Source organism: Pseudohalioglobus lutimaris (genome assembly GCF_002866825.1).
GTDB classification, from domain to species: domain Bacteria; phylum Pseudomonadota; class Gammaproteobacteria; order Pseudomonadales; family Halieaceae; genus Halioglobus; species Halioglobus lutimaris.
Genome location: NZ_PKUS01000002.1, coordinates 464,382 through 484,192, shown reverse-complemented (window position 1 = coordinate 484,192; position 19,811 = coordinate 464,382). Strand labels below are relative to the sequence as shown.

At 59.4% G+C, this 19,811-nt stretch carries 13 protein-coding genes; 12 read left to right on the top strand and 1 reads right to left on the bottom strand.

Annotated features, from left to right (window positions below):
- Complete coding sequence (locus tag C0039_RS04415) at window positions 1-1,995, top strand: DUF3604 domain-containing protein (RefSeq protein WP_165787034.1); 1,995 nt, start codon at window positions 1-3, stop codon at window positions 1,993-1,995.
- 177 nt (window positions 1,996-2,172) lie between these two features.
- Window positions 2,173-3,246, top strand: coding sequence for a quinolinate synthase NadA (gene nadA, locus C0039_RS04410; RefSeq protein WP_101517345.1), 1,074 nt, complete (start codon window positions 2,173-2,175; stop codon window positions 3,244-3,246).
- Between the two features lie 7 nt (window positions 3,247-3,253).
- Here nadA and C0039_RS04405 read toward each other — a convergent pair whose 3' ends face one another.
- The gene (locus C0039_RS04405) at window positions 3,254-4,726 is read right to left on the bottom strand and encodes a M48 family metalloprotease (RefSeq protein WP_423810679.1); all 1,473 of its coding nucleotides are present in this window, start codon (window positions 4,724-4,726) and stop codon (window positions 3,254-3,256) included.
- A gap of 164 nt (window positions 4,727-4,890) precedes the next feature.
- Here C0039_RS04405 and C0039_RS04400 point away from each other — a divergent pair, with 164 nt between their 5' ends.
- The 10 genes from C0039_RS04400 (at window position 4,891) to fabV (ending at window position 19,808) form a co-directional block, all read left to right on the top strand.
- Window positions 4,891-5,124, top strand: a complete 234-nt coding sequence (locus C0039_RS04400; protein WP_076000341.1) for a sulfurtransferase TusA family protein — start codon at window positions 4,891-4,893, stop codon at window positions 5,122-5,124.
- A gap of 19 nt (window positions 5,125-5,143) precedes the next feature.
- Window positions 5,144-6,244 (top strand): AI-2E family transporter, encoded by a 1,101-nt coding sequence (locus C0039_RS04395; RefSeq protein ID WP_101517344.1) that lies wholly within the window; start codon window positions 5,144-5,146, stop codon window positions 6,242-6,244.
- A 3-nt stretch (window positions 6,245-6,247) separates the two neighbouring features.
- Window positions 6,248-9,109 carry an insulinase family protein gene (locus C0039_RS04390; protein WP_101517343.1) on the top strand — a complete coding sequence of 954 codons (2,862 nt, stop codon included), beginning with the start codon at window positions 6,248-6,250 and terminating at the stop codon, window positions 9,107-9,109.
- A gap of 260 nt (window positions 9,110-9,369) precedes the next feature.
- Window positions 9,370-12,021, top strand: a complete 2,652-nt coding sequence (gene aceE, locus C0039_RS04385) for a pyruvate dehydrogenase (acetyl-transferring), homodimeric type (RefSeq protein ID WP_101517342.1) — start codon at window positions 9,370-9,372, stop codon at window positions 12,019-12,021.
- A gap of 16 nt (window positions 12,022-12,037) precedes the next feature.
- Window positions 12,038-13,693, top strand: a complete 1,656-nt coding sequence (aceF, locus tag C0039_RS04380; RefSeq protein ID WP_101517341.1) for a dihydrolipoyllysine-residue acetyltransferase — start codon at window positions 12,038-12,040, stop codon at window positions 13,691-13,693.
- A 78-nt stretch (window positions 13,694-13,771) separates the two neighbouring features.
- On the top strand, window positions 13,772-14,668 hold the full coding sequence (locus C0039_RS04375) for a hypothetical protein (RefSeq protein ID WP_101517386.1): 897 nt from the start codon (window positions 13,772-13,774) through the stop codon (window positions 14,666-14,668).
- Window positions 14,665-15,516 carry an HAD-IIB family hydrolase gene (locus C0039_RS04370; RefSeq protein ID WP_101517340.1) on the top strand — a complete coding sequence of 284 codons (852 nt, stop codon included), beginning with the start codon at window positions 14,665-14,667 and terminating at the stop codon, window positions 15,514-15,516. Before C0039_RS04375 ends, C0039_RS04370 begins: the two co-directional genes overlap by 4 nt.
- 6 nt (window positions 15,517-15,522) lie before the next feature.
- Entirely contained in the window at window positions 15,523-16,746 is a 1,224-nt protein-coding gene (locus tag C0039_RS04365; RefSeq protein WP_101517339.1) for a glycosyltransferase family protein, read from the top strand.
- Window positions 16,747-16,755: 9 nt separating this feature from the next.
- Complete coding sequence (locus C0039_RS04360; protein ID WP_101517338.1) at window positions 16,756-18,510, top strand: sugar phosphorylase; 1,755 nt, start codon at window positions 16,756-16,758, stop codon at window positions 18,508-18,510.
- Window positions 18,511-18,617: 107 nt separating this feature from the next.
- Complete coding sequence (gene fabV, locus C0039_RS04355) at window positions 18,618-19,808, top strand: enoyl-ACP reductase FabV (RefSeq protein ID WP_076000348.1); 1,191 nt, start codon at window positions 18,618-18,620, stop codon at window positions 19,806-19,808.
- Window positions 19,809-19,811 lie beyond the last annotated feature (3 nt).

The window sequence follows — 19,811 nt, the reverse complement described above, 5'->3', positions numbered from 1 at the left end:
GTGATCAGGGTCCCCGCCTTTTTACTGTTACCTGCCGGCCTGCTGCTGAGTGCCTGCGGCGGTGTGGAGCCGCCGGCGGAGAGCGCCTATGCGGCACGCGAATTTGCACCCGCTATCGCCCGGGCGCCCTGTAAGCGAAATGAGGAGACGCGTCAGGCTCTGTTTGGCGACCTGCACATTCACACCTCTCTCTCCAACGACGCCTGGAACTTTGATGTGCGCGTACAGCCGGACGACGCGTACGCCTACGCGTTTGGTGAGCCCATTCTGCTGCCCCTGGGTGATGACTACCGGGCGCGCAGGGCGCAGATTGACCGACCACTGGATTTCGCCGGCGTGACCGACCACGCTGAATTCTTCGGTGAGCAAGCGGTCTGTCAGGACCCTGATGCTGCCGGCTATGCAAGTTCGTTCTGTGAGGTTATGCGCAGCGGCGAGGGAAGGGCGCCGCAATTGGTCATGCAGATTATGTCACCCTTCTCCAAACGCAAGCAGTCGGTGTGCGGCGACGCGGGCGCGGATTGTGCCGTACGCACAGGCAATACCTGGCGGCACATGATCGAGGCGGCTCAACGCTGGAATGACACCAGCGACAACTGCGAGCGCACCACCTTTATCGCCTATGAATACAGCTCCTTTCGCCTGGGCTCCAACTTGCATCGCAATGTTATATTCCGCAATACGGCGGTACTGCAGCGCCCGGTTTCCTATCTGGATGTGCACCGGGAGTGGGATCTCTGGCGCATTCTGAAGGAGCAGTGCATAGACGGCGACACCGGTTGTGATGTGCTCGCCATTCCACACAATTCCAATATCAGCAACGGACGCATGTTTGCGGTGGACTACCCCGGCGCGAGCAGCGTAACCGAGCAGGCCGCGCGCGCTCGCCTGCGCCAACAGATAGAGCCAGTGGTGGAGATCATGCAACACAAGGGAGATTCCGAGTGTCGCAATGGCCTGCAGGGCGTGCTCGGCGCAGAAGATGAATTGTGCCGATTTGAGCGGTTCGAAGAGCTCGCCTTCAGTCGCTTTGTGGGTGAGGGTGAAGAAGTAGGGCAGTGCTATGACGGCCCGCTGGCAGACTGGCTCCCGCATCTGGGCCCCAACTGCCTGGACCGCAAGAACTACGCCCGTTATGCGCTGGTGGAGGGGCTGCGTGAGCAAAAGCGGTTGGGGGTGAACCCATTCAAGTTCGGTCTTTCCGCGAGTACGGATACGCATAACGGTACCGGCGGTGGGGTGCAGGAGGCGGATTTCCCCGGACACCTGGGCAACGGTGATTCGATGCCGCAGCAGCGGGTGTCCTTCAGTCCTGACAACGCAGGCAATGCCTACAATAATCCCGGCGGCCTGATTGGTGTCTGGGCGGAGGAGAATAGTCGCGACTCCATATTCGATGCCTTGCAGCGCAGGGAGGTGTTTGGCACCAGTGGTCCGCGAATCAGGCCGCGCTTCTTTGGCGCCTGGCAGTTGGATGCCGCGCTGTGTGAAGGGCCTGACGGTACCGCTCGCGCCTATGCGCAGGCAGTGCCCATGGGCGGGGATTTGCCCGCTCGGGCGGGTGACGCGCCTGTGTTCCTGGTGGCGGCGACGGCAGACGCCGGTAGCGACCGGTTTCCGGGAACGCCCCTGCAGCGACTGCAGGTGATCAAGGGCTGGGCTGATGAGGAGGGCAATCACCATCAGCGCGTATATGACGTGGCGGGCGAAGCCAATAACGGCGCCGACGTCGATCCGCAGACCTGTGCGCCGCGAGGTGACGGGTTTGGCCAGCTGTGCGCGGTGTGGCGCGACCCGGAATTCGATGCCGGCGTCGCCTCCGTCTATTACCTGCGTGCGGTGGAAAACCCCAGCTGTCGTTACACCGCGCACCAATGCCTGCAACTGCCTGCAGCGGAGCGCCCTGGTGATTGCGAGCAGCCATTGATGGACCCGGTGATACAGGAGCGCGCCTGGAGTTCGCCGATCTGGTACACGCCAGATGTGAGCGGCTAGCGTGTCTGCCTGACGCGGACCTGCCTGTGGCCAATGCGGCAGCGCTGGTGGCGTGCTCAGCAGGTGTTGGTGCCCCGGGTTTGGCCGCCTAGTTATTGCCTGTTGTTGGACGATTCCAGTGCTGCCAATCTGTGCTAGAATCCCCCGCTCCTTTCAGCTCTCCCCCTTCCGAACAGTATGAGCATCGCCACCGACAAACTGGAAACGATCCGCCAGCAGGTACAGTACCACCTGGACCACGCGGAACGGCATCATCACAACCCTGAGCAGGAGCGCGCGCTGAAGGCGCAGATCGCTGCCCGGCTCAAGGCTGAGAACGCGGTGCTGGTTGCCCACTATTACACCTCTCCTGCGGTGCAGGCACTTGCCGAGGAAACCGGCGGCTGCGTTTCCGATTCACTGGAGATGGCGCGATTTGGTCATGATCACCCGGCGCAGACCCTGATAGTTGCCGGCGTAAAGTTCATGGGTGAGACGGCAAAGATCCTCACCCCGGAAAAGCGCGTGCTTATGCCCACCCTGGAGGCTACCTGCTCCCTGGACCTGGGCTGTCCCATAGAAGAGTTCTCCGCTTTTTGTGACCTCCACCCTGAGCGCACGGTAGTGGTCTACGCCAATACCTCAGCGGCAGTGAAGGCCAGGGCCGACTGGGTGGTGACGTCCAGTATCGCCCTGGACGTGGCCGAGCATTTAGCCGAGCAGGACAAGAAAATCATCTGGGCCCCTGACCAGCACCTGGGGGACTACGTTCGCCGCCAGACCGGCGCTGATATCCTCATGTGGGATGGCGCCTGCATCGTGCATGAGGAATTCAAGGCCCGTGGGATCGCCGACCTCAAGGCGGTCTACCCTGACGCCGCGGTGCTGGTGCACCCCGAGTCACCCGCCGCGGTGCTGGAACTGGCGGATCGGGTGGGTTCGACTACCCAGATCATCAACGCCGCCAGGGAAATGGACAACCAGCGCTTTATCGTGGCGACCGACCAGGGCATTTTCTACAAGCTTCAGCAGCAGGCACCGGACAAGGAGTTCATCATTGCGCCTACGGCCGGCAACGGCGCCAGCTGTCGCAGCTGTGCCAATTGCCCGTGGATGGCGATGAATGAACTGGAGACACTGGCGACGGTATTCGATCGTAATGATAACGAGATTTTCGTTGATCCTGCCGTGGGTGAGCAGGCCATGGTGCCGCTGCGGCGTATGCTTGATTTTGCCGCGGAATTGAAAGTGAGCGTTAAGGGTAACGCCTGAACCGCGGCTAAAGGTTCTCCATCTGTTCGCGCATCGCCCCGATGTCCTGCAGGCGCTGATTGATCTGGGCGCTGGTCAGATAGTCATTCTTGACCAACTTCAGTGCGTAGGCGAGCTGTTTCTCCGCCTGGTCGAGAATACCGTTGAGAATAAAATATTCGGCCCGGGACCGATGCAGGCCGATGATGTTTCCGGAAAGTCCCTGCACCTCAGCCAGCAAATACCATAGCCCCGGGTCGTTGGGTCGCCGCTTGCTCTGGCTTACCAGGACCTCCTCGGCGATATGGGGTTTCTGGTCTTTCATCAATGCGTTGGCATAGGTCATGGTCAGCGGGTGGTTGCCTGGTGATAGCCTGAGCTGCCTGGACAACTTCTCCGCGGCCTGGTCTGCGTGACCCCGGCGGATGTCGATTTCTGCATCGGCAATCAGGTACTCCAGGCGCTCCGGGTCGCCGGACCAGATGGTGTCCAGTTCCAGCGCGGCCTCGTCTACTCTGCCGGCCTCGGTTAATGCGAGCACCAGGCCGTACTGTGCCGCTTCCCGTGAGCGTGGTTTGCCTTTGAGTTCGCCGCGAAAGCGCTGCACCGCCTCCTCGGGGGTATCGGCCAGCTGATTGACCACCCGGGCGCGCATCATCTGGTACTCCAGGTTCACCGGGCGAATTGACTTGGGGTACTGACGCGCGCGGTTGCGGGTGTCTGCAATCCGGTTTTCCGACAACGGGTGGGTGCGCAGAAACTCCGGGATACGTTCGCCGCTGGTGTAGCGCGAGGCCTGCATCATGCGTTCAAACATGGCCGGCGCTGCATGTGGGTCCATGCCCGCATCGACCATGGTCTGCATGCCCACGCGGTCGGCCTCCTGTTCGTTTCCCCGGCTGTAGCGCAGAGCGTTGTCCTGGGCCATTGCCTGCGTCGCACTGAGGGCGGCAAGGCCCGCATCGCCACCTGCCGTAGCCATGATCACCAGACTGGTCAGCATGGCCGCGAGGTTAATGGGCGCCTGGCGTTTCTGGAATTCCACCCCGCGCGAGAAATGACGCTGGCTGAGGTGGGCAATTTCGTGTGCCAGAACCGTAGCCAGTTCATCTTCGGTTTCGGCATATAAAAGCAGGCCGTTGTGGACGCCGATGACGCCGCCGGGCACAGCAAAGGCGTTTATGGTCGGGTTGTCCACGACCACCAGTTCCACCCGCCGGTCCTGAAGCTGGCTGTGGGTGACCAGTTCATAAATCAGGCTTTCCAGGTACTCGAAGAGCAGTGGGTCGTTTACGGTTGTGACCTGACTGCGAAAAATACGCAGCCAGGTGCGCCCCAGCTGGTATTCAAATTCAGCAGAAAACATGCTGGTGCTGGATTCGCCCAGGTTAGGCAGCTTCAGGTCTTCAGTCTGGGCCGTGGCTAGCGGGGCACTCGCCAGCAGGAGAGATAGCCCCAGCACTGATCTCCACTGACTGGCTGCGGCTCGCAGTTGTTTCAACACCGGTTCAATTCACATCTCGTCTCAGAAACGGCCACCATTGTACTGCATGGTGGCCTGGCGGATAGTCCATTTGGTTACTTCGAGCAAATGCCTTGAGTAAAGTTCATTCGGCCACAGGTAATGCGTATACTGTGCCGCGTTATAGATACGGTGGATCCGCTATGCCAGATGTTACGGTGACAGAAGTCGATGCCTGCGGGCTGGACTGCCCCATGCCCCTGCTGAAGGCGAAGCGGGCCCTGAACACCCTGCAGTCAGGTGACCGGCTGCGTGTGCTGGCCACTGACACAGGCTCACAGCGGGATTTTCAGGTGTTTGCGGAACAGTCCGGCCACCTGTTGCTGGACGCCGACCAGCGTGACGGCGTCTTTTGTTACCTGATTGAGAAGCGTTAATGAAAGGAAGAAACCGACGATGATGGAGGTTTTTGAGAAGTGGTACCGGCGCTACCTGTTCGAGGAGGAGTCAGTACTGCTGCTGGTATTGCTGGCGATCTCCGTCGCCTTGCTGATGACCATTGGCGATATCCTCGCGCCGCTGTTGGCCGCTATCGTACTGGCCTATCTAATGGAGGGCCTGTCCTCGCAATTGCAAAGTCACGGCGTGCCTCGTTGGCTGGGCGTGACCGTTGCCTACCTGGTATTTATCGGTATCTTTTTTGGGGTGACCCTGTGGCTGCTGCCGCTGGCCTGGCGCCAGTTGCTGGGCCTGGCTTCCGAGTTTCCGGCGATGCTGGACAGAGGCAAGCAGCTGCTGGTGTTGTTACCGGAGCGTTATCCAGAGATTTTCAGTGTTCAGCAGATGAACGAGTTGGTCAGCATGGCGCAGGCCGAGGCGGCGAGAGGCGGGCAGATGATCGTGACCCAGTCCCTGGCGTCTATTTCGGGCCTGTTTACGATCATGGTCTACATGATCCTTATCCCTATGCTGGTTTTTTTCTTTCTTCGCGATCGCGACTCGATACTCGCGTGGCTAGCCGGATTTCTGCCTGAGAACCGACCCCTGCTGCGCAGAATCTGGGCGGAGATGAACCTGCAGTTTGCCAATTACGCCCGGGGCAAGGTCGTTGAGATTATCGTGGTGGGCGCGGCCAGTTATCTGGCGTTTGCCTGGATGGACCTGAACTATGCAGCGTTGCTGGCACTGTTGGTGGGCCTGTCCGTGATTATTCCTTACATTGGTGCCGTGATCGTCACTCTCCCGGTTGTGCTGGTGGCATTTTTCCAATGGGGGTTCACCAATGAATTTTATACGTTGTGTGTGGTCTACCTGATTATCCAAGGGTTGGATGGCAACGTGCTGGTACCGCTGTTGTTCTCTGAAGCGGTCAACCTGCACCCGGTTGCCATTATTCTGGCGATACTTTTCTTTGGCGGAATCTGGGGTTTGTGGGGTGTGTTTTTTGCCATTCCGCTGGCGACCCTGATCAAGGCTATCATTTATGCCTGGCCTTCTCGCGATGTCGAGCAGCCCGCTCCAGTAGCGCCCCCCGAAACAACAATTTCAAAGGAGTAATTCATGTCCGTGTTGCGTTCGCGGCAGACGCCATGGCTTCTGTGCGGCCTGTTTCTGACTGCTATTCTCGCTGCCTGTGCCTCCGCGCCGGAGTCGGTGGTCCAGCCGGTACAAAGTCCTAACGATGATAAGGCTTACCGCCTGCTGACGCTGGACAATGAGATGCAGGTGCTGCTGGTCTCGGACCCTGAGACACCCAAGGCGGCTGCGTCACTGGACGTGCATGTGGGCAGTGGCGACAACCCCGAGGGCCGTGGCGGCCTGGCTCATTTCCTCGAGCATATGCTTTTCCTTGGCACTGACAAGTATCCCGATGCGGCTGAGTACGAAGAGTTTATTACCGAGCATGGTGGCAATCGCAATGCGTACACCAGCTTTGAGCACACCAACTATTTCTTCGACATCAATGCACCCTATCTTCCGGAGGCGTTGGACCGCTTCGCGCAGTTCTTTATCGCGCCGCGTTTTGACGCAGAGTACGTGGACCGGGAAAAGAATGCGGTAGAGGCAGAGTACCAGATGGGGTTGAAGAGCGACGGGCGTCGCGGACTGGACGTTCTGCAGGAGATAATGAATCCGGGTCACCCCTTCAGTCAGTTTTCAGTGGGCAGTCTGGAAAGCCTGGCGGATCGCCCCGGATCCAGTATTCGCGACGAATTGCTGAGCTTCTACGACAAGTACTACTCCGCCAACCAGATGCGCCTGGTCGTGCTGGGTGCCGAGTCACTGGATGAATTGCAGTCGCTGGTAGCGCCTATGTTTTCCCAGGTGCCCAACAAGTCCTATGAACTTTCAGGGATAGATGAGCCGCTTTTCAACCCCGAGCAGCTGCCGATGATGGTGCAGATCCAGCCGCAGGCTACCCAGCGGCAGTTGCAGCTGCTGTTTCCGATAGCTGACTACCGGGCTGACTACCATGCAAAGCCGCTTTCCTATCTTGGGAACCTTGTTGGACACGAGGGTGAGGGTAGTTTGCTGTCGCGGTTGAAAGACGAGGGGTTGGTGGAAAGCCTCGCCGCGGGTTCGGGCCTGGGTTGGCGTGGTGGAGCCTTGTTCAGCGTGACGGTCACACTCACCGAAAAAGGGGTGGCGGAGCATGATCGCATTGCACAGATGCTGTTCGCCTACATGGAAATGCTCCGCGCCGAGGGCCCCAAAGAGTGGTTGTACGACGAGCAGTCGCGTCTGGCGGAGCTCTCCTTCCGTTTCCAGGAGGATTCCAGTCCCATGGGATACGTGAGTCGCCTCGCCACGGGCATGCACGACTACCGTCCCGGGGATGTGCTGCAGGGCCCCTATATCATGGATGATTACCAGGCAGAAATGCTGGCTGGCCTGATGGAAAGTATCGTCCCCGGGAACGCCGTGGTGATACTGGAGGATGCTGACGTGTCCACGGATCGGCGTTCCCGGCATTACGACACGCCCTACTCGGTGCAGTCTCCCACTGCTGAACAACTTGCCATCTGGCAGAACCCGGTGGCGGAGGACGCATTCAGTCTCCCGGCCCCTAACCAGTTTATCGCCGAAGATGTTTCTTTGGTGAAACTGGAGAAGGATTACGTCGCGGCGCCGGTGCGCGTGCTGGAGGAGGGTCGCAAGACGATCTGGTTTGCCCAGGATGACGAATTCCGTTTGCCACGGGGCGTCACCTATATCAACTTCCGCTCACCGCTGGTGGGAGAAAATGCCCGGCAAAGCGCCAGTGCCGTGCTGTACACGGCCATGCTGAAGGACAGGGTCAATGAGTTCACCTACCCCGCATTGCTCGCCGGCCTCAATTTCAGTGTCTACAAGCATGCACAGGGCATCAGTCTGCGCATCGGTGGTTACGATGACAAGCAATCGGAGTTGTTGGATGCAATGCTTAAAGTGATGGCGAATCCCGATTTTGATGGTCAGCGCTATGACAATATTCGTAAGGACATGATTCGCAGCCTGGAAAACTCGGTGGCCAAGCGACCCAGCAGCCAGGCGCTGGATGATCTGCGCGAGGCCTTGTTATACGGTGAATGGGGCGAGCAGCCGGTGATCCATGCCCTGCGTGATATGCAGTTGGAGGACGTTGTCGCCTACGCCAGGGCGTTCTGGCAAAGCGCCAGCGCCGAGGCGCTGATCTATGGCAACTACTCACGTGATGAGGTTGCGGGTCTCTCCCAGCGGCTGGACATGTTGCTTGCGCAGAGCAGTGTGGATACGGTTCCGCAGCTGCGAGTGCTGAAAATGGACGCCGGTGAGTCAGTGCTGTATCCGGTGGATATCAAGCATGACGATGCCGTGCTCGCCTGGTACCTGCAAGGGGGTGGGAATAGTTGGGAAGACCGTGCAGCGACGGCCCTGACCGCCCAGATCATGAAGTCCGGTTTTTTTCAGCAGCTGCGCACCGAACAGCAACTGGGTTATATCGCCAGCGCCTTTGCCTGGCCGCAGCTGGACGTGCCGGGGCTGGTGATGCTGGTGCAGTCGCCGGTGGCGGACTCGGCCGCCCTGGCTGACGCCATGGACACGTTTATGCGCGGTGTCGAGGCAAGCCTGGATGAGGCGCAGTTCCAGCGACACAAGAAAGCGCTCATTAACGAGGTCACGCGGCCGCACAAGAACATCTGGGAGCGGGCCGAATTCTATTGGCAGTCGATTGCCAAGAAGCAGTACGCTTTCGATGGCAGGGAAACGCTGGCCGAGGCCATAGAAGGTCTTAGCCTGGAGCAATGGCAGGCCTACTACAACACCGTGTTTATCGAACAGCGGCGCTCGCTACAGGTGGCCGCACCAGGCAAGAACGGGTTATTGCCAGCCGGGAGCCAGCGGCGCGTCGAGTCTGCGCAGACGTTGAAGGCCGGACATGCCAGCTACCTGATTGAGTAGTGCTTGTGAAATAAAATTACAAAAATACAGAGTGTTCACTGTAAACACCTGTTTTAATTGAATTTCCTGGGTTCGTATTTAGAACTGACCTTCCAGTTTCCTCGCCTGTGGTGTAGTATTCTTTCATTATCGCGTCCGGGAGTCACCACTCCCGGTTTTGCGTAGCTCCGAAACACCGGGATGGTCGAGGTCAACCTCATGTTAAGTTCCCAAAAGGAACTCATAAGGCCATCAGCACCCCAAAACAGGCAGAGGTGAGCATGGCAGAAGATATAGACCCGATTGAGACCCGGGAGTGGTTTGACGCGCTGGATGAGGTAATCAGGAACGCCGGCGCCGAGCGCGCGGGGTTCCTGATGCGGGAACTGGGGCGGCACGCCCTGGAAGGCCATGTCCGGCTGCCATCATCCATTGTCACGCCTTTCGTCAACACGATTCCCCCGGTAGAAGAGCGCCGCATGCCGGGCGACCTGTTCATGGAGCGGAAAATTCGCTCACTGGTGCGCTGGAACGCCCTGGCGATGGTGATGCGCGCCAATGATAATGACGAGGGACTGGGCGGTCATATTTCCAGTTTTTCCTCCAGCGCGACGCTTTACGACGTCGGTTTCAACTATTTCTTCCGTGGCCCGGAAAGTGACCATCACGGGGACCTTGTGTTCTACCAGGGGCACTCCGCCCCGGGAATGTATGCACGCTCTTATCTCGAGGGCCGCCTCCAGGAAGAGCAGCTGGACAACTTCCGTCGAGAAGTCGACGGTAACGGCCTGTCTTCCTATCCCCACCCGTGGTTGATGCCGGATTACTGGCAGTTCCCGACGGTCTCCATGGGGCTTGGGCCGATCCAGGCCATCTACCAGGCGCATGTCATGAAGTACCAGCAGAGCCGAGGTCTGGTCGATCACGGCGATCGCAACGTCTGGTGTTTTATGGGCGACGGTGAATGTGATGAACCGGAATCCCTGGGTGCTATCGCCCTGGCCGGGCGTGAGGGAATGGGCCACCTCAACTTTGTGATCAATTGCAACCTGCAGAGACTGGACGGGCCGGTGCGCGGCAATGGCAAAATTATCCAGGAGCTGGAGGGTGTGTTCCGGGGTGCTGGCTGGAACGTCATCAAGGTCATCTGGGGGCGCAAGTGGGATACCTTGCTGCAGAAGGACAAGACTGGCCTGCTGCGCCAGCGCATGGATGAAGTGTGCGACGGCGAACTGCAGAACTACAAGTACAACGGGGGCGCCTACACGCGGGAGCATTTCTTTGGCAAGTACCCGGAGTTGCTGGAGCTGGTCAAGGATCTCTCCGACGAGGAGATCATGTACCTGAATCGCGGCGGACATGATCCCTACAAGGTCTACGCCGCTTATGCCGAGGCGGTTGCCGAGAAGGAGCGACCCACGGTCATCCTGGCGATGACGGTAAAAGGCTACGGCATGGGCGAGGCCGGGGAAGCCAACAACGAAACGCACTCACTGAAAAAGCTGGATATGGACGCGCTCAAGGCTTTCCGCGACCGCTTCGGTATTCCGGTCAGCGACGAGGAGCTGGCCGACGTGCCATATTATCGGCCGTCCGAGGACAGCCCCGAGATGCGCTATATGCGCCAGCGCCGTGAGCAACTGGGCGGATTCATTCCCTCCCGCCGCAGCGAGATGAAGCTGCTGCAGACCCCGCCAATCGAGGCGTTTTCCAAGCAGTTGGAAAGCAGCGGCAAGCGGGAAATCTCGACCACCATGGCCTTCGTTCGCATGTTGTCCAGCCTTGCCAAGGACAAGCAGATCGGTGAACGGATTGTGCCCATCGTCCCTGATGAGGCGCGCACGTTCGGCATGGAGGGTATGTTCCGTCAGTTGGGCATTTATTCCTCTGTCGGGCAGCGCTACACCCCGCACGACTCGGGGCAGATCATGTTTTACAAGGAAGACAAGCAGGGGCAGATTCTCGAGGAGGGCATCAATGAGGCCGGCGCGTTTTCCGCCTGGCTGGCGGCGGCCACCTCCTACAGCACCAGTGATTACCCCATGGTGCCGTTCTACATCTACTATTCCATGTTCGGCTTCCAGCGCATTGGCGACCTGGCGTGGGCTGCCGGCGACTGCCAGGCGCGGGGTTTCCTGATCGGCGCCACGGCCGGCCGCACGACCCTCAATGGTGAGGGTTTGCAGCACCAGGACGGCCACAGCCACCTGCAGGCCAGCACCATACCCAACTGCATCAGTTATGACCCCGCCTATGCCTATGAGCTGGCGGTGATCATTCAGGACGGCCTGCATCGAATGTTTGAGCTGGGCGAGAACAAGTTCTACTACATCACCACCATGAACGAGAACTATGTGCAGCCGGCTATGCCCGAGGGTGCAGAGGAGGGCATCATCCGCGGCATGTACCCCTTGCGTCGCAGCGCCGGCGGCGGCAGCCTCAAGGTGCAATTGATGGGTGCCGGCACTATTTTGCGTGAAGTGGAAGCGGCGGCTGCAATACTGGAGGCTGACTATGGCGTGGAAGCAGATATCTGGAGCCTGACCTCGATAAATGAGCTACAGCGTGAAGGCAAGGCGGTACAGCGGTGGAATATGTTGCATCCCGAATCGCCTCCCAGAGTGCCCTATGTCAGCCAGCAGTTGGCAGGTGCGCAGGGGCCGGTTGTTGTGGCAACGGATTATATGAAGTCCCTTGCTGACCAGATTCGTGAATTCATTCCGGGTCGATATACGGTACTCGGCACGGACGGCTATGGCCGCTCGGATACGCGCGGCAAGCTGCGTGACTTTTTCGAAGTGAGCCGGGAGTTTGTTGTGCTGGCCGCGCTCAAGGCGCTGGCGGATGAAGGCAGTATAGAGCCAGCGGTGGTGTCGGCTGCGATGGAATCGCTGGGCATTTCTGGCGACAAAGTGGACCCACTGACCGTTTAACAATAGGGGATAGACCGTGGCCAAACAACAGATAACAGTCCCGGACATCGGCGGTGCAGAAGCCGAGGTTATTGAGCTGCTGGTGGCAGTAGGTGACGAGGTAGGTGAGGAGCAGGGCCTGGTGGTGATGGAGTCCGACAAGGCCTCTATGGAAATACCGTCAACGGCAGCGGGAGTGGTTGTCGAGTTGCTGGTCACCGAGGGTCAGCAATTGGCCGAGGGAGCCCCCCTGGCGGTGATCGAAACCGCGAGTGAAGCCGCCGACGAACCTGCCGCCCGCGATGACTCTGCAATGGTCGCTGCGGAGCCCGAACCCACAACAGCGGCCGCGCCGACAGAGCCGGAGGCCGACGCAATACAGCCGGAGCAAGCCGCAAGCCCGGCGACACCCACGGGTGGGTCCGTGCAGGGCGTAGCGGTCCCCGATATCGGTACCGACGATGCGGTGGAACTGATTGAAGTATGCGTGAAGGTGGGGGACACCGTAGGCGAGGGTGACTCACTGGTGGTGCTCGAGTCTGACAAGGCCTCCATGGAAGTGCCTGCGCCGTTTGCCGGTGAAGTGTCAGCGATTCATGTCGCGGAGGGCAGCAGCGTGCGCCAGGGTGATGCCCTGCTGGATATGAAGACTGCCGCTGCGGTCGCTTCCGCCCCGGCACCCGCTGCCGCTAAACCTGCACCGGCAGAGCCGGAGCAGCGCCCGGCGCCGGCAGTTGCAGCAGCCCCGGGTGCGACGGCCGCACAGCCAGCGTCGGCTGACAGCGGGCAGGCTGGCGTCTACGCCGGTCCTGCGGTACGTAAGCTGGCCCGCGAGTTTGGCATTCCGCTTGCCGAGGTGTCCGGCTCAGGCCCTCGCGGGCGCCTGCTGAAAGAAGACCTGCACCAGTTTGTGCAGCGCAGGCTGAGTCAGCCTGCGGCGAGCGAGACAGCGGGCGCTGGCATCCCCGCCATTCCTGAGGTGGACTTCTCCCTGTTTGGTGAAGTTGAGGTCACCCAGCGCAGTAAGCTGGACAAGCTCACCGCCAGGAACATGCAGCGTAGCTGGCTGAACGTCCCTCACGTTACCCAGTACGACGATGCCGATATCACTGAGTTGGAAGCATTTCGTAACGGTATGAAGGCCGAGGCCGAGCAGCGAGGCGTTAAGCTGACGCCCATGCCGTTTATTCTCAAGGCCTGTGCCGTGGCCCTTCGCGATAACCCCAAGTTTTGTACCTCGGTGGCCGATGGCGGCGAATCACTGGTACACAAGCAGTACATTCATATCGGGATGGCAGTGGACACACCTGCAGGCCTGCTGGTGCCGGTCATACGCGACGTTGACCAGAAAAGTATCTGGCAACTGGCGGAGGAAGTACTGGAACTCGCGGGCAAGGCGCGAGATCGCAAGCTAAAACCAGGCGAGATGCAGGGCGGGTGTTTCACTGTTTCCAGTCTAGGCAATATTGGCGGGAACGGCTTCACCCCCATCGTCAATGCTCCGGAAGTGGGTATTCTTGGCGTGTCCCGGGCGGGAATGAAGCCGGTCTGGGACGGTCACGAGTTTGTCGCGCGCAAACTGCTGCCGCTGTCCCTTTCCTACGATCATCGCGTTATCAATGGCGGCGATGGCGGTCGATTCCTTACCGGCCTGGTCGCTCTGCTTGGGGATATCCGCAGGCTGATAATGTGAGCCGCGACCCGGTTTGGCGCTGCTGGCATGGAACCTGCTATGTTCTGTTTATGCGTGACGAACAAACAGGGCACCCCTATGCCAGAGCCGCGGCCTGAGTGGCAACAGGCCCTGCTGCAGCGCAACCGGCTGCCTGTAGAGTACCTGGATAGCGCGCAAAAATGGTTCAATCCCATGGCCGCTATTATCGCCGAGCACCAAAAGAGTGCGTCCCGGTGCTGGCTGGTGGCCGTTAACGGGAGTCAGGGCTCTGGTAAGTCGACGTTGTGCGATTACCTCGGTGCCTTATTCCAGGCGGAATTCGAGCTTGCCTCTGTGACCCTGTCGCTGGACGATTTTTACCTCACTGCGCCCCAGCGGCGTCAACTGGCTATCGACGTGCACCCGCTGTTGGCCACCCGGGGCGTTCCGGGAACACATGACATGGGCCTTCTCTGTCGCACGCTGGACAGTCTGCTGGCGGGCGAGCCGGTGCAGATTCCCCGCTTCGACAAGGCCGCTGATGACCGTTACCCACAAGCGGATTGGGATACAGTCAACACGCCAGTGCAGGTCGTGCTGCTGGAGGGGTGGTGCCTGGGTGCGACGGCGCAGCCCATCGATGAACTGGTTGAGCCGGTCAATGCCCTGGAGCAGAGTGAAGACCCTGACGGTGTCTGGCGTAACTACGTGAATGGCGTGCTCAGTGATCAGTTCTCCCCGCTTTACCAGCGGGTGGATGAGTGGGTGATGCTGCGCGCACCATCATTTGACTGCGTTTACGACTGGCGCCTGGAGCAGGAGCGCAAGCTGTCCGCGCAGCGCGAGGGGGAGGGTGTGATGGATGCGCAACAGGTGGCGCGATTTGTCTGCCATTACCAGCGCCTGACGGAGTACTGTCTGCAGCGCCTGCCTTCGCGGGTCAATCACCTGTTCAGGTTGGATCAGCAGCGCCAGATCAGCCGTTACACGGCGACACCGGGAGTCCGCCCATGAGTGCGCCAGTACCCAGACTGGTCTTTACCGATCTCGACGGGTCCCTGCTCGATCACCAAAGCTATTCGTTCGCGCCTGCCACCCCCCTGCTGGCTGAACTGGCCGCGGCCTGTATCCCCGTGGTGCCAGTGACCAGCAAAACCCGTGTGGAGATCGAGGCGTTACGCCAGCAGTTGGACAATACGCATCCCTTCATCGTGGAGAACGGCGCAGCGGTGTTCATACCGCAGGGTTATTTTGAGCAGGCGCCTCACGGGACAGAAGAAGTCGACGGCTATTGGGTGAAGGCGATGTCAGGCCCGCGGCAGCGCTGGCTGGACCTGCTGGACAAGCTGCGGCCGCAATTTGAAGGTGAGTTTGAAAACTTCTACCGGGCGGGTCCCGCGGGTATCGCGGCGATGACGGGTTTGAGCCCCGAGGGCGCAGTGCTGGCCAACCAGCGCGAGTACAGCGAGCCAGTGCAATGGCGTGGCGCAGATGATCGCAAGGCTGCGTTTGTGCAAGCCCTGACGCTGCAAGGTGCTCACGCATTGCAGGGGGGGCGTTTCCTGACGATAGCAGGGGACTGCGATAAGGGCAGGGCACTGGATTGGTTGCGTACCGAATATCGGCGGGCCTGGCAGGCATCGGCGGTAATGGATATCGCGGTGGGCGACAGTGGCAACGATGTGGCCATGCTCGACGCGGCGGGCAGTGCATTGCTGGTGCGCTCCCCGGTGCATGACTTCCCCGAGCTGAAGCGCGACAGCGGCGTCATGCGCAGCGCAGGGTACGGACCTGAAGGCTGGGTCGAAGGGGTCGGCCAGTGGCTGGCCGCCGAGGACCCGCACAAGCATTTCAAAGGATGATGAGCAATGGGTGATTTCTACCAGAACGGCATAATTACAACCCTGCACAATCTCGCGAACCGGCCGCTGCCGGATCTCGAGGCAGAGCTGCAGCGATTTTCCAGAGAACGCCCCATGGGTTTGATACTGCCTTCCCTCTATTCCGAGTTGGAAGGTGAGGCCCTGCCAGCCATCCTCGAGGAATTGAAACCAGCGAGTTATTTGTCGGAAATCGTAATTGGTCTGGACAGGGCAGATGAGTCGCAATTCCGCAACGCGCTGACGTTTTTTGGCCGGCTGCCCCAGCGCCATCGCGTTCTCTGGAACGAGGGGCCGCGTCTGCAGGCGCTGGACAAGTTGCTGCAGGAACAGGATCTTGCGCCGCGTGAACTGGGTAAGGGCCGCAATGTCTGGTACTGCATGGGCTACACCCTGGCCTCCAACCGTACCGAGTCGGTGGCCCTGCACGACTGTGACATCCTGACCTACGAGCGCTCAATGCTGGCACGGTTGATCTATCCCGTGGCACACCCGCGGTTCAACTACGAATTCTGCAAGGGGTATTACGCACGCGTGGCGGATGGAAAGATCAATGGGCGGGTCAGTCGGCTGTTGGTCACGCCACTGCTGCGGGCCCTGAAAAAGGTATTGGGCGAGATGGAGTATCTGGACTATATGGACAGTTTCCGCTATCCACTCGCCGGCGAATTTTCTTTCCGTCGGGACGTGCTCAACGACATCCTAATCCCCAGCGACTGGGGGCTGGAAATTGGAGTGCTCTCGGAGATGTATCGCAATTACGCCAATAATCGACTGTGTCAGGCCGATATTGCTGATGTCTACGATCACAAGCACCAGGACCTGTCCGAGGATGATGACCAGGGCGGGCTATCCAGGATGTCCATTGATATCTCCAAGGCTTTATTCCGCAAGCTGGCAACCCGCGGTGTGACCTTCAATACCGAGACCTTCCGTTCGCTCAAGGCAACCTACTACCGGATAGCACTGGACTTCGTGGAGACCTATCACAACGACGCGGTGATGAACGGTCTCTCGCTGGACGTGCATGGCGAGGAAAAAGCGGTTGAGTTGTTTGCCGAGAATGTCATGAAGGCTGGCGAGGCATTCCTGGACCGGCCCATGGAGCGGCCGTTCATACCCAGCTGGAGCAGGGTCATCAGCGCCGTGCCGGATATCCTCGAACAGTTACACGACGCGGTGGAAGCTGACCACGAAGAGTACGGCAAATAGGGTAGATCGATGCTGCAGAAGGTTGAGGAGAGCGGGCGCCTGCTGGAGCGCGTCCGCCACCATGTGGAGGCGATCTATCACGATACGCCTATTGCGATGGATCATGGCGAGCTCGCCCTGGCTCTGCTGGAGCTTATGGGTCTGGATCAGCACAGTGACACCCGGCCCGCCTATGTAAATCACTGGAGCCAGCGCGATGCGTTGATGATCACCTACGGTGATAGTCTGCTCAGGGACCAAGAAAAACCGCTGGTGACGCTCAAGCAATTCCTCGACGACCACACAGATGGTTTGCTCACCGGTGTCCATATTCTGCCCTTTTATCCCTGGAGCTCCGACGATGGCTTCGCCGTGCTGGATTACTCCAGTGTTAATGAGTTCCTCGGTGATTGGGGCGACATCAACACCATTGCGCGCGACTATGACCTGATGGCCGACCTGGTGATCAACCACTGCTCCGGGCGCAGCCTCTGGTTCGAGAATTTTCTGCGCGGCGAGTCGCCGGGCAAAGATTATTTTTTCACAGCCTCACCGCAGGATGACCTCAGTGCCGTGGTGCGCCCGCGCACCTCACCCTTGTTGCGCGAGGTAGAGACGGCTGAGGGCACGCGTCACGTCTGGTGCACCTTCAGTCACGACCAGGTGGACCTGGACTTTCGCAATCCAGACGTGCTCAGGCAGTTCGTTTCTATTGCGCGGCAATACCTGGACAACGGCGTGCGTATTTTTCGTCTGGATGCCGTGGCCTTCCTGTGGAAAGTCCCCGGCACGGACTGTCTTAATCTGGAAGAAACCCATGAGGTGGTGCGCCTGCTGCGTACCCTGGTAGAGCATGCCCAGCCCGACGCGCTGCTGATCACCGAGACCAATATCCCCATCCAGCAGAACTTATCCTACTTTGGCAACGCCAACGAGGCGCACTGCGTTTATAACTTCTCCCTCCCGCCGCTGCTGGTCAACACGCTGGTGACCGGAGACTGCAGTCACCTGAAATTGTGGATGATGAGCATGCCGCCGGCGCAGAGCGGCACCGCCTACTTCAACTTTATTGCCTCGCATGATGGTATCGGGCTGCGTCCAGCGGAGGGTCTGTTAAGCGATGAGGAACTGGATGCCCTGGTCGAGACCATGCACCGGTTCGGTGGTCATGTGTCCCACCGCGCGCTGGAAAATGGCGAGAGCAAACCTTACGAGATCAACATTTCCCTGTTCGATGCCCTGCAGGGCACAACCGAGGGGCCGGACCAGTGGGGGCTGGAGCGCTTCGTCTGCGCTCACGCTATCATGCTGGCTCTCGAGGGTATTCCCGGCATCTATATTCACAGCCTGTTGGGTACGCGCAATGACTACGACCGGGTCGAGCACAGTGGGCACTATCGCGCCATCAACCGGCATCAATGGAGCTATCCGCATTTAAAGGCGGTGTTGTCCAGTGAGGATTCGATTCACGCCAGAGTATTTGAACGTATCAAGGCACTGCTGTCGCTGCGCCGCGAACAATCCGCTTTTCACCCCAATGCCACGCAGTTCTCCCTGCACCTGGGCAGCGCCCTGTTCGGTTTCTGGCGGCAGAGTATCGATAGACGCCAGAGCGTTTTTTGCATCAGCAATATCAGTGACCAGCCACTTCCCCTGGCGCTGTCTGACATCAGTCTTATCGGTACCGACGCATGGCTGGACCTGATCGGCGGGGCGCACTTCCATTCGCGTGATGAGGTGGTCGAGGTGCAGCCCTACCAGACCCTTTGGATCACCAGTATCTGAGTGCAGGCGGGATGCTGGGCGCATGATGCGTGCGGCAGCCTGTGGTAGACTTTCGGGTCACTGGTTCGCGCCAGTGCATCACTGAATAGGCCAGGAATACTCTGCACATGATCATCAAACCTCGCGTACGCGGTTTTCTTTGCATAACCACCCATCCCACCGGCTGTGAAGCCAATGTTCGCAACCAGATAGACTATGTTAAAAAACAGGGCACCATCGAAGATGGCCCCAAGCGTGTTCTGGTAATCGGTGCGTCAACCGGCTATGGACTGGCCTCTCGTATCAGCGCCGCCTTTGGTGGCGGTGCTTCCACCCTGGGGATCTTCTTTGAAAAAGAGGGCACTGAGCGCAAGCCGGGTACAGCGGGTTGGTACAACTCAGCGGCTTTTCACAAGTTTGCCGAGCAGGATGGGCTGTATGCGAAGAGCATCAATGGCGACGCCTTCTCCAATGAGATCAAGCAGAAGACCATTGAAACCATCAAGGAAGATCTGGGCGAGGTCGATCTGGTGGTCTATAGCCTCGCGGCACCGCGGCGCCAGCACCCGGATACCGGGGTTGTCTACAATTCCACGCTCAAGCCGATTGGCGCCGATGCCACCCAGAAAGGCGTCAACACTGACAAGGAAGAAGTTCAGGATTTTCACCTCGAGGCGGCCACCCAGGAAGAAATTGACAACACCGTAGCGGTGATGGGTGGAGAGGACTGGCAGATGTGGATTGAGGCCCTGGATGAAGCCGGTGTGCTGGCGGACGGCGCCAAGACCACGGCCTATACCTACATTGGTGACAAGCTCACCTGGGATATCTACTGGCACGGCACTATCGGCGCGGCCAAGAAGGACCTGGACAAGCGGGTAATTGATATCCGTGAACGACTGGCGGCTAAGGGCGGCGATGCCCGTGTCTCTGTGCTCAAGGCGGTGGTGACCCAGGCCAGTGCTGCCATTCCCGCCATGCCGATCTACCTGGCTTTGCTGTTCAAGGTGATGAAAGAGCGCGGTGTGCATGAAGGCTGCATCGAGCAGGTGGACGGTCTGTTCCGTGACTCACTTTACGGCAAGTCACCCACCCTCGATGACGAGGGCAGGCTGCGCGCCGACGGCAAAGAGCTGGACCCCGAAATCCAGGCTGCGGTAGCTGCATTGTGGCAGGACATCAACACCGACACCCTGCACCAGCTTTCAGACTTTGTCGGCTACAAGCGTGAGTTCCTGCAGCTGTTTGGCTTTGAAGTGGATGGAGTGGATTACGAGGCAGATGTCGATCCGGTAGCCCCCATAGAGAACATGGTCTGACCG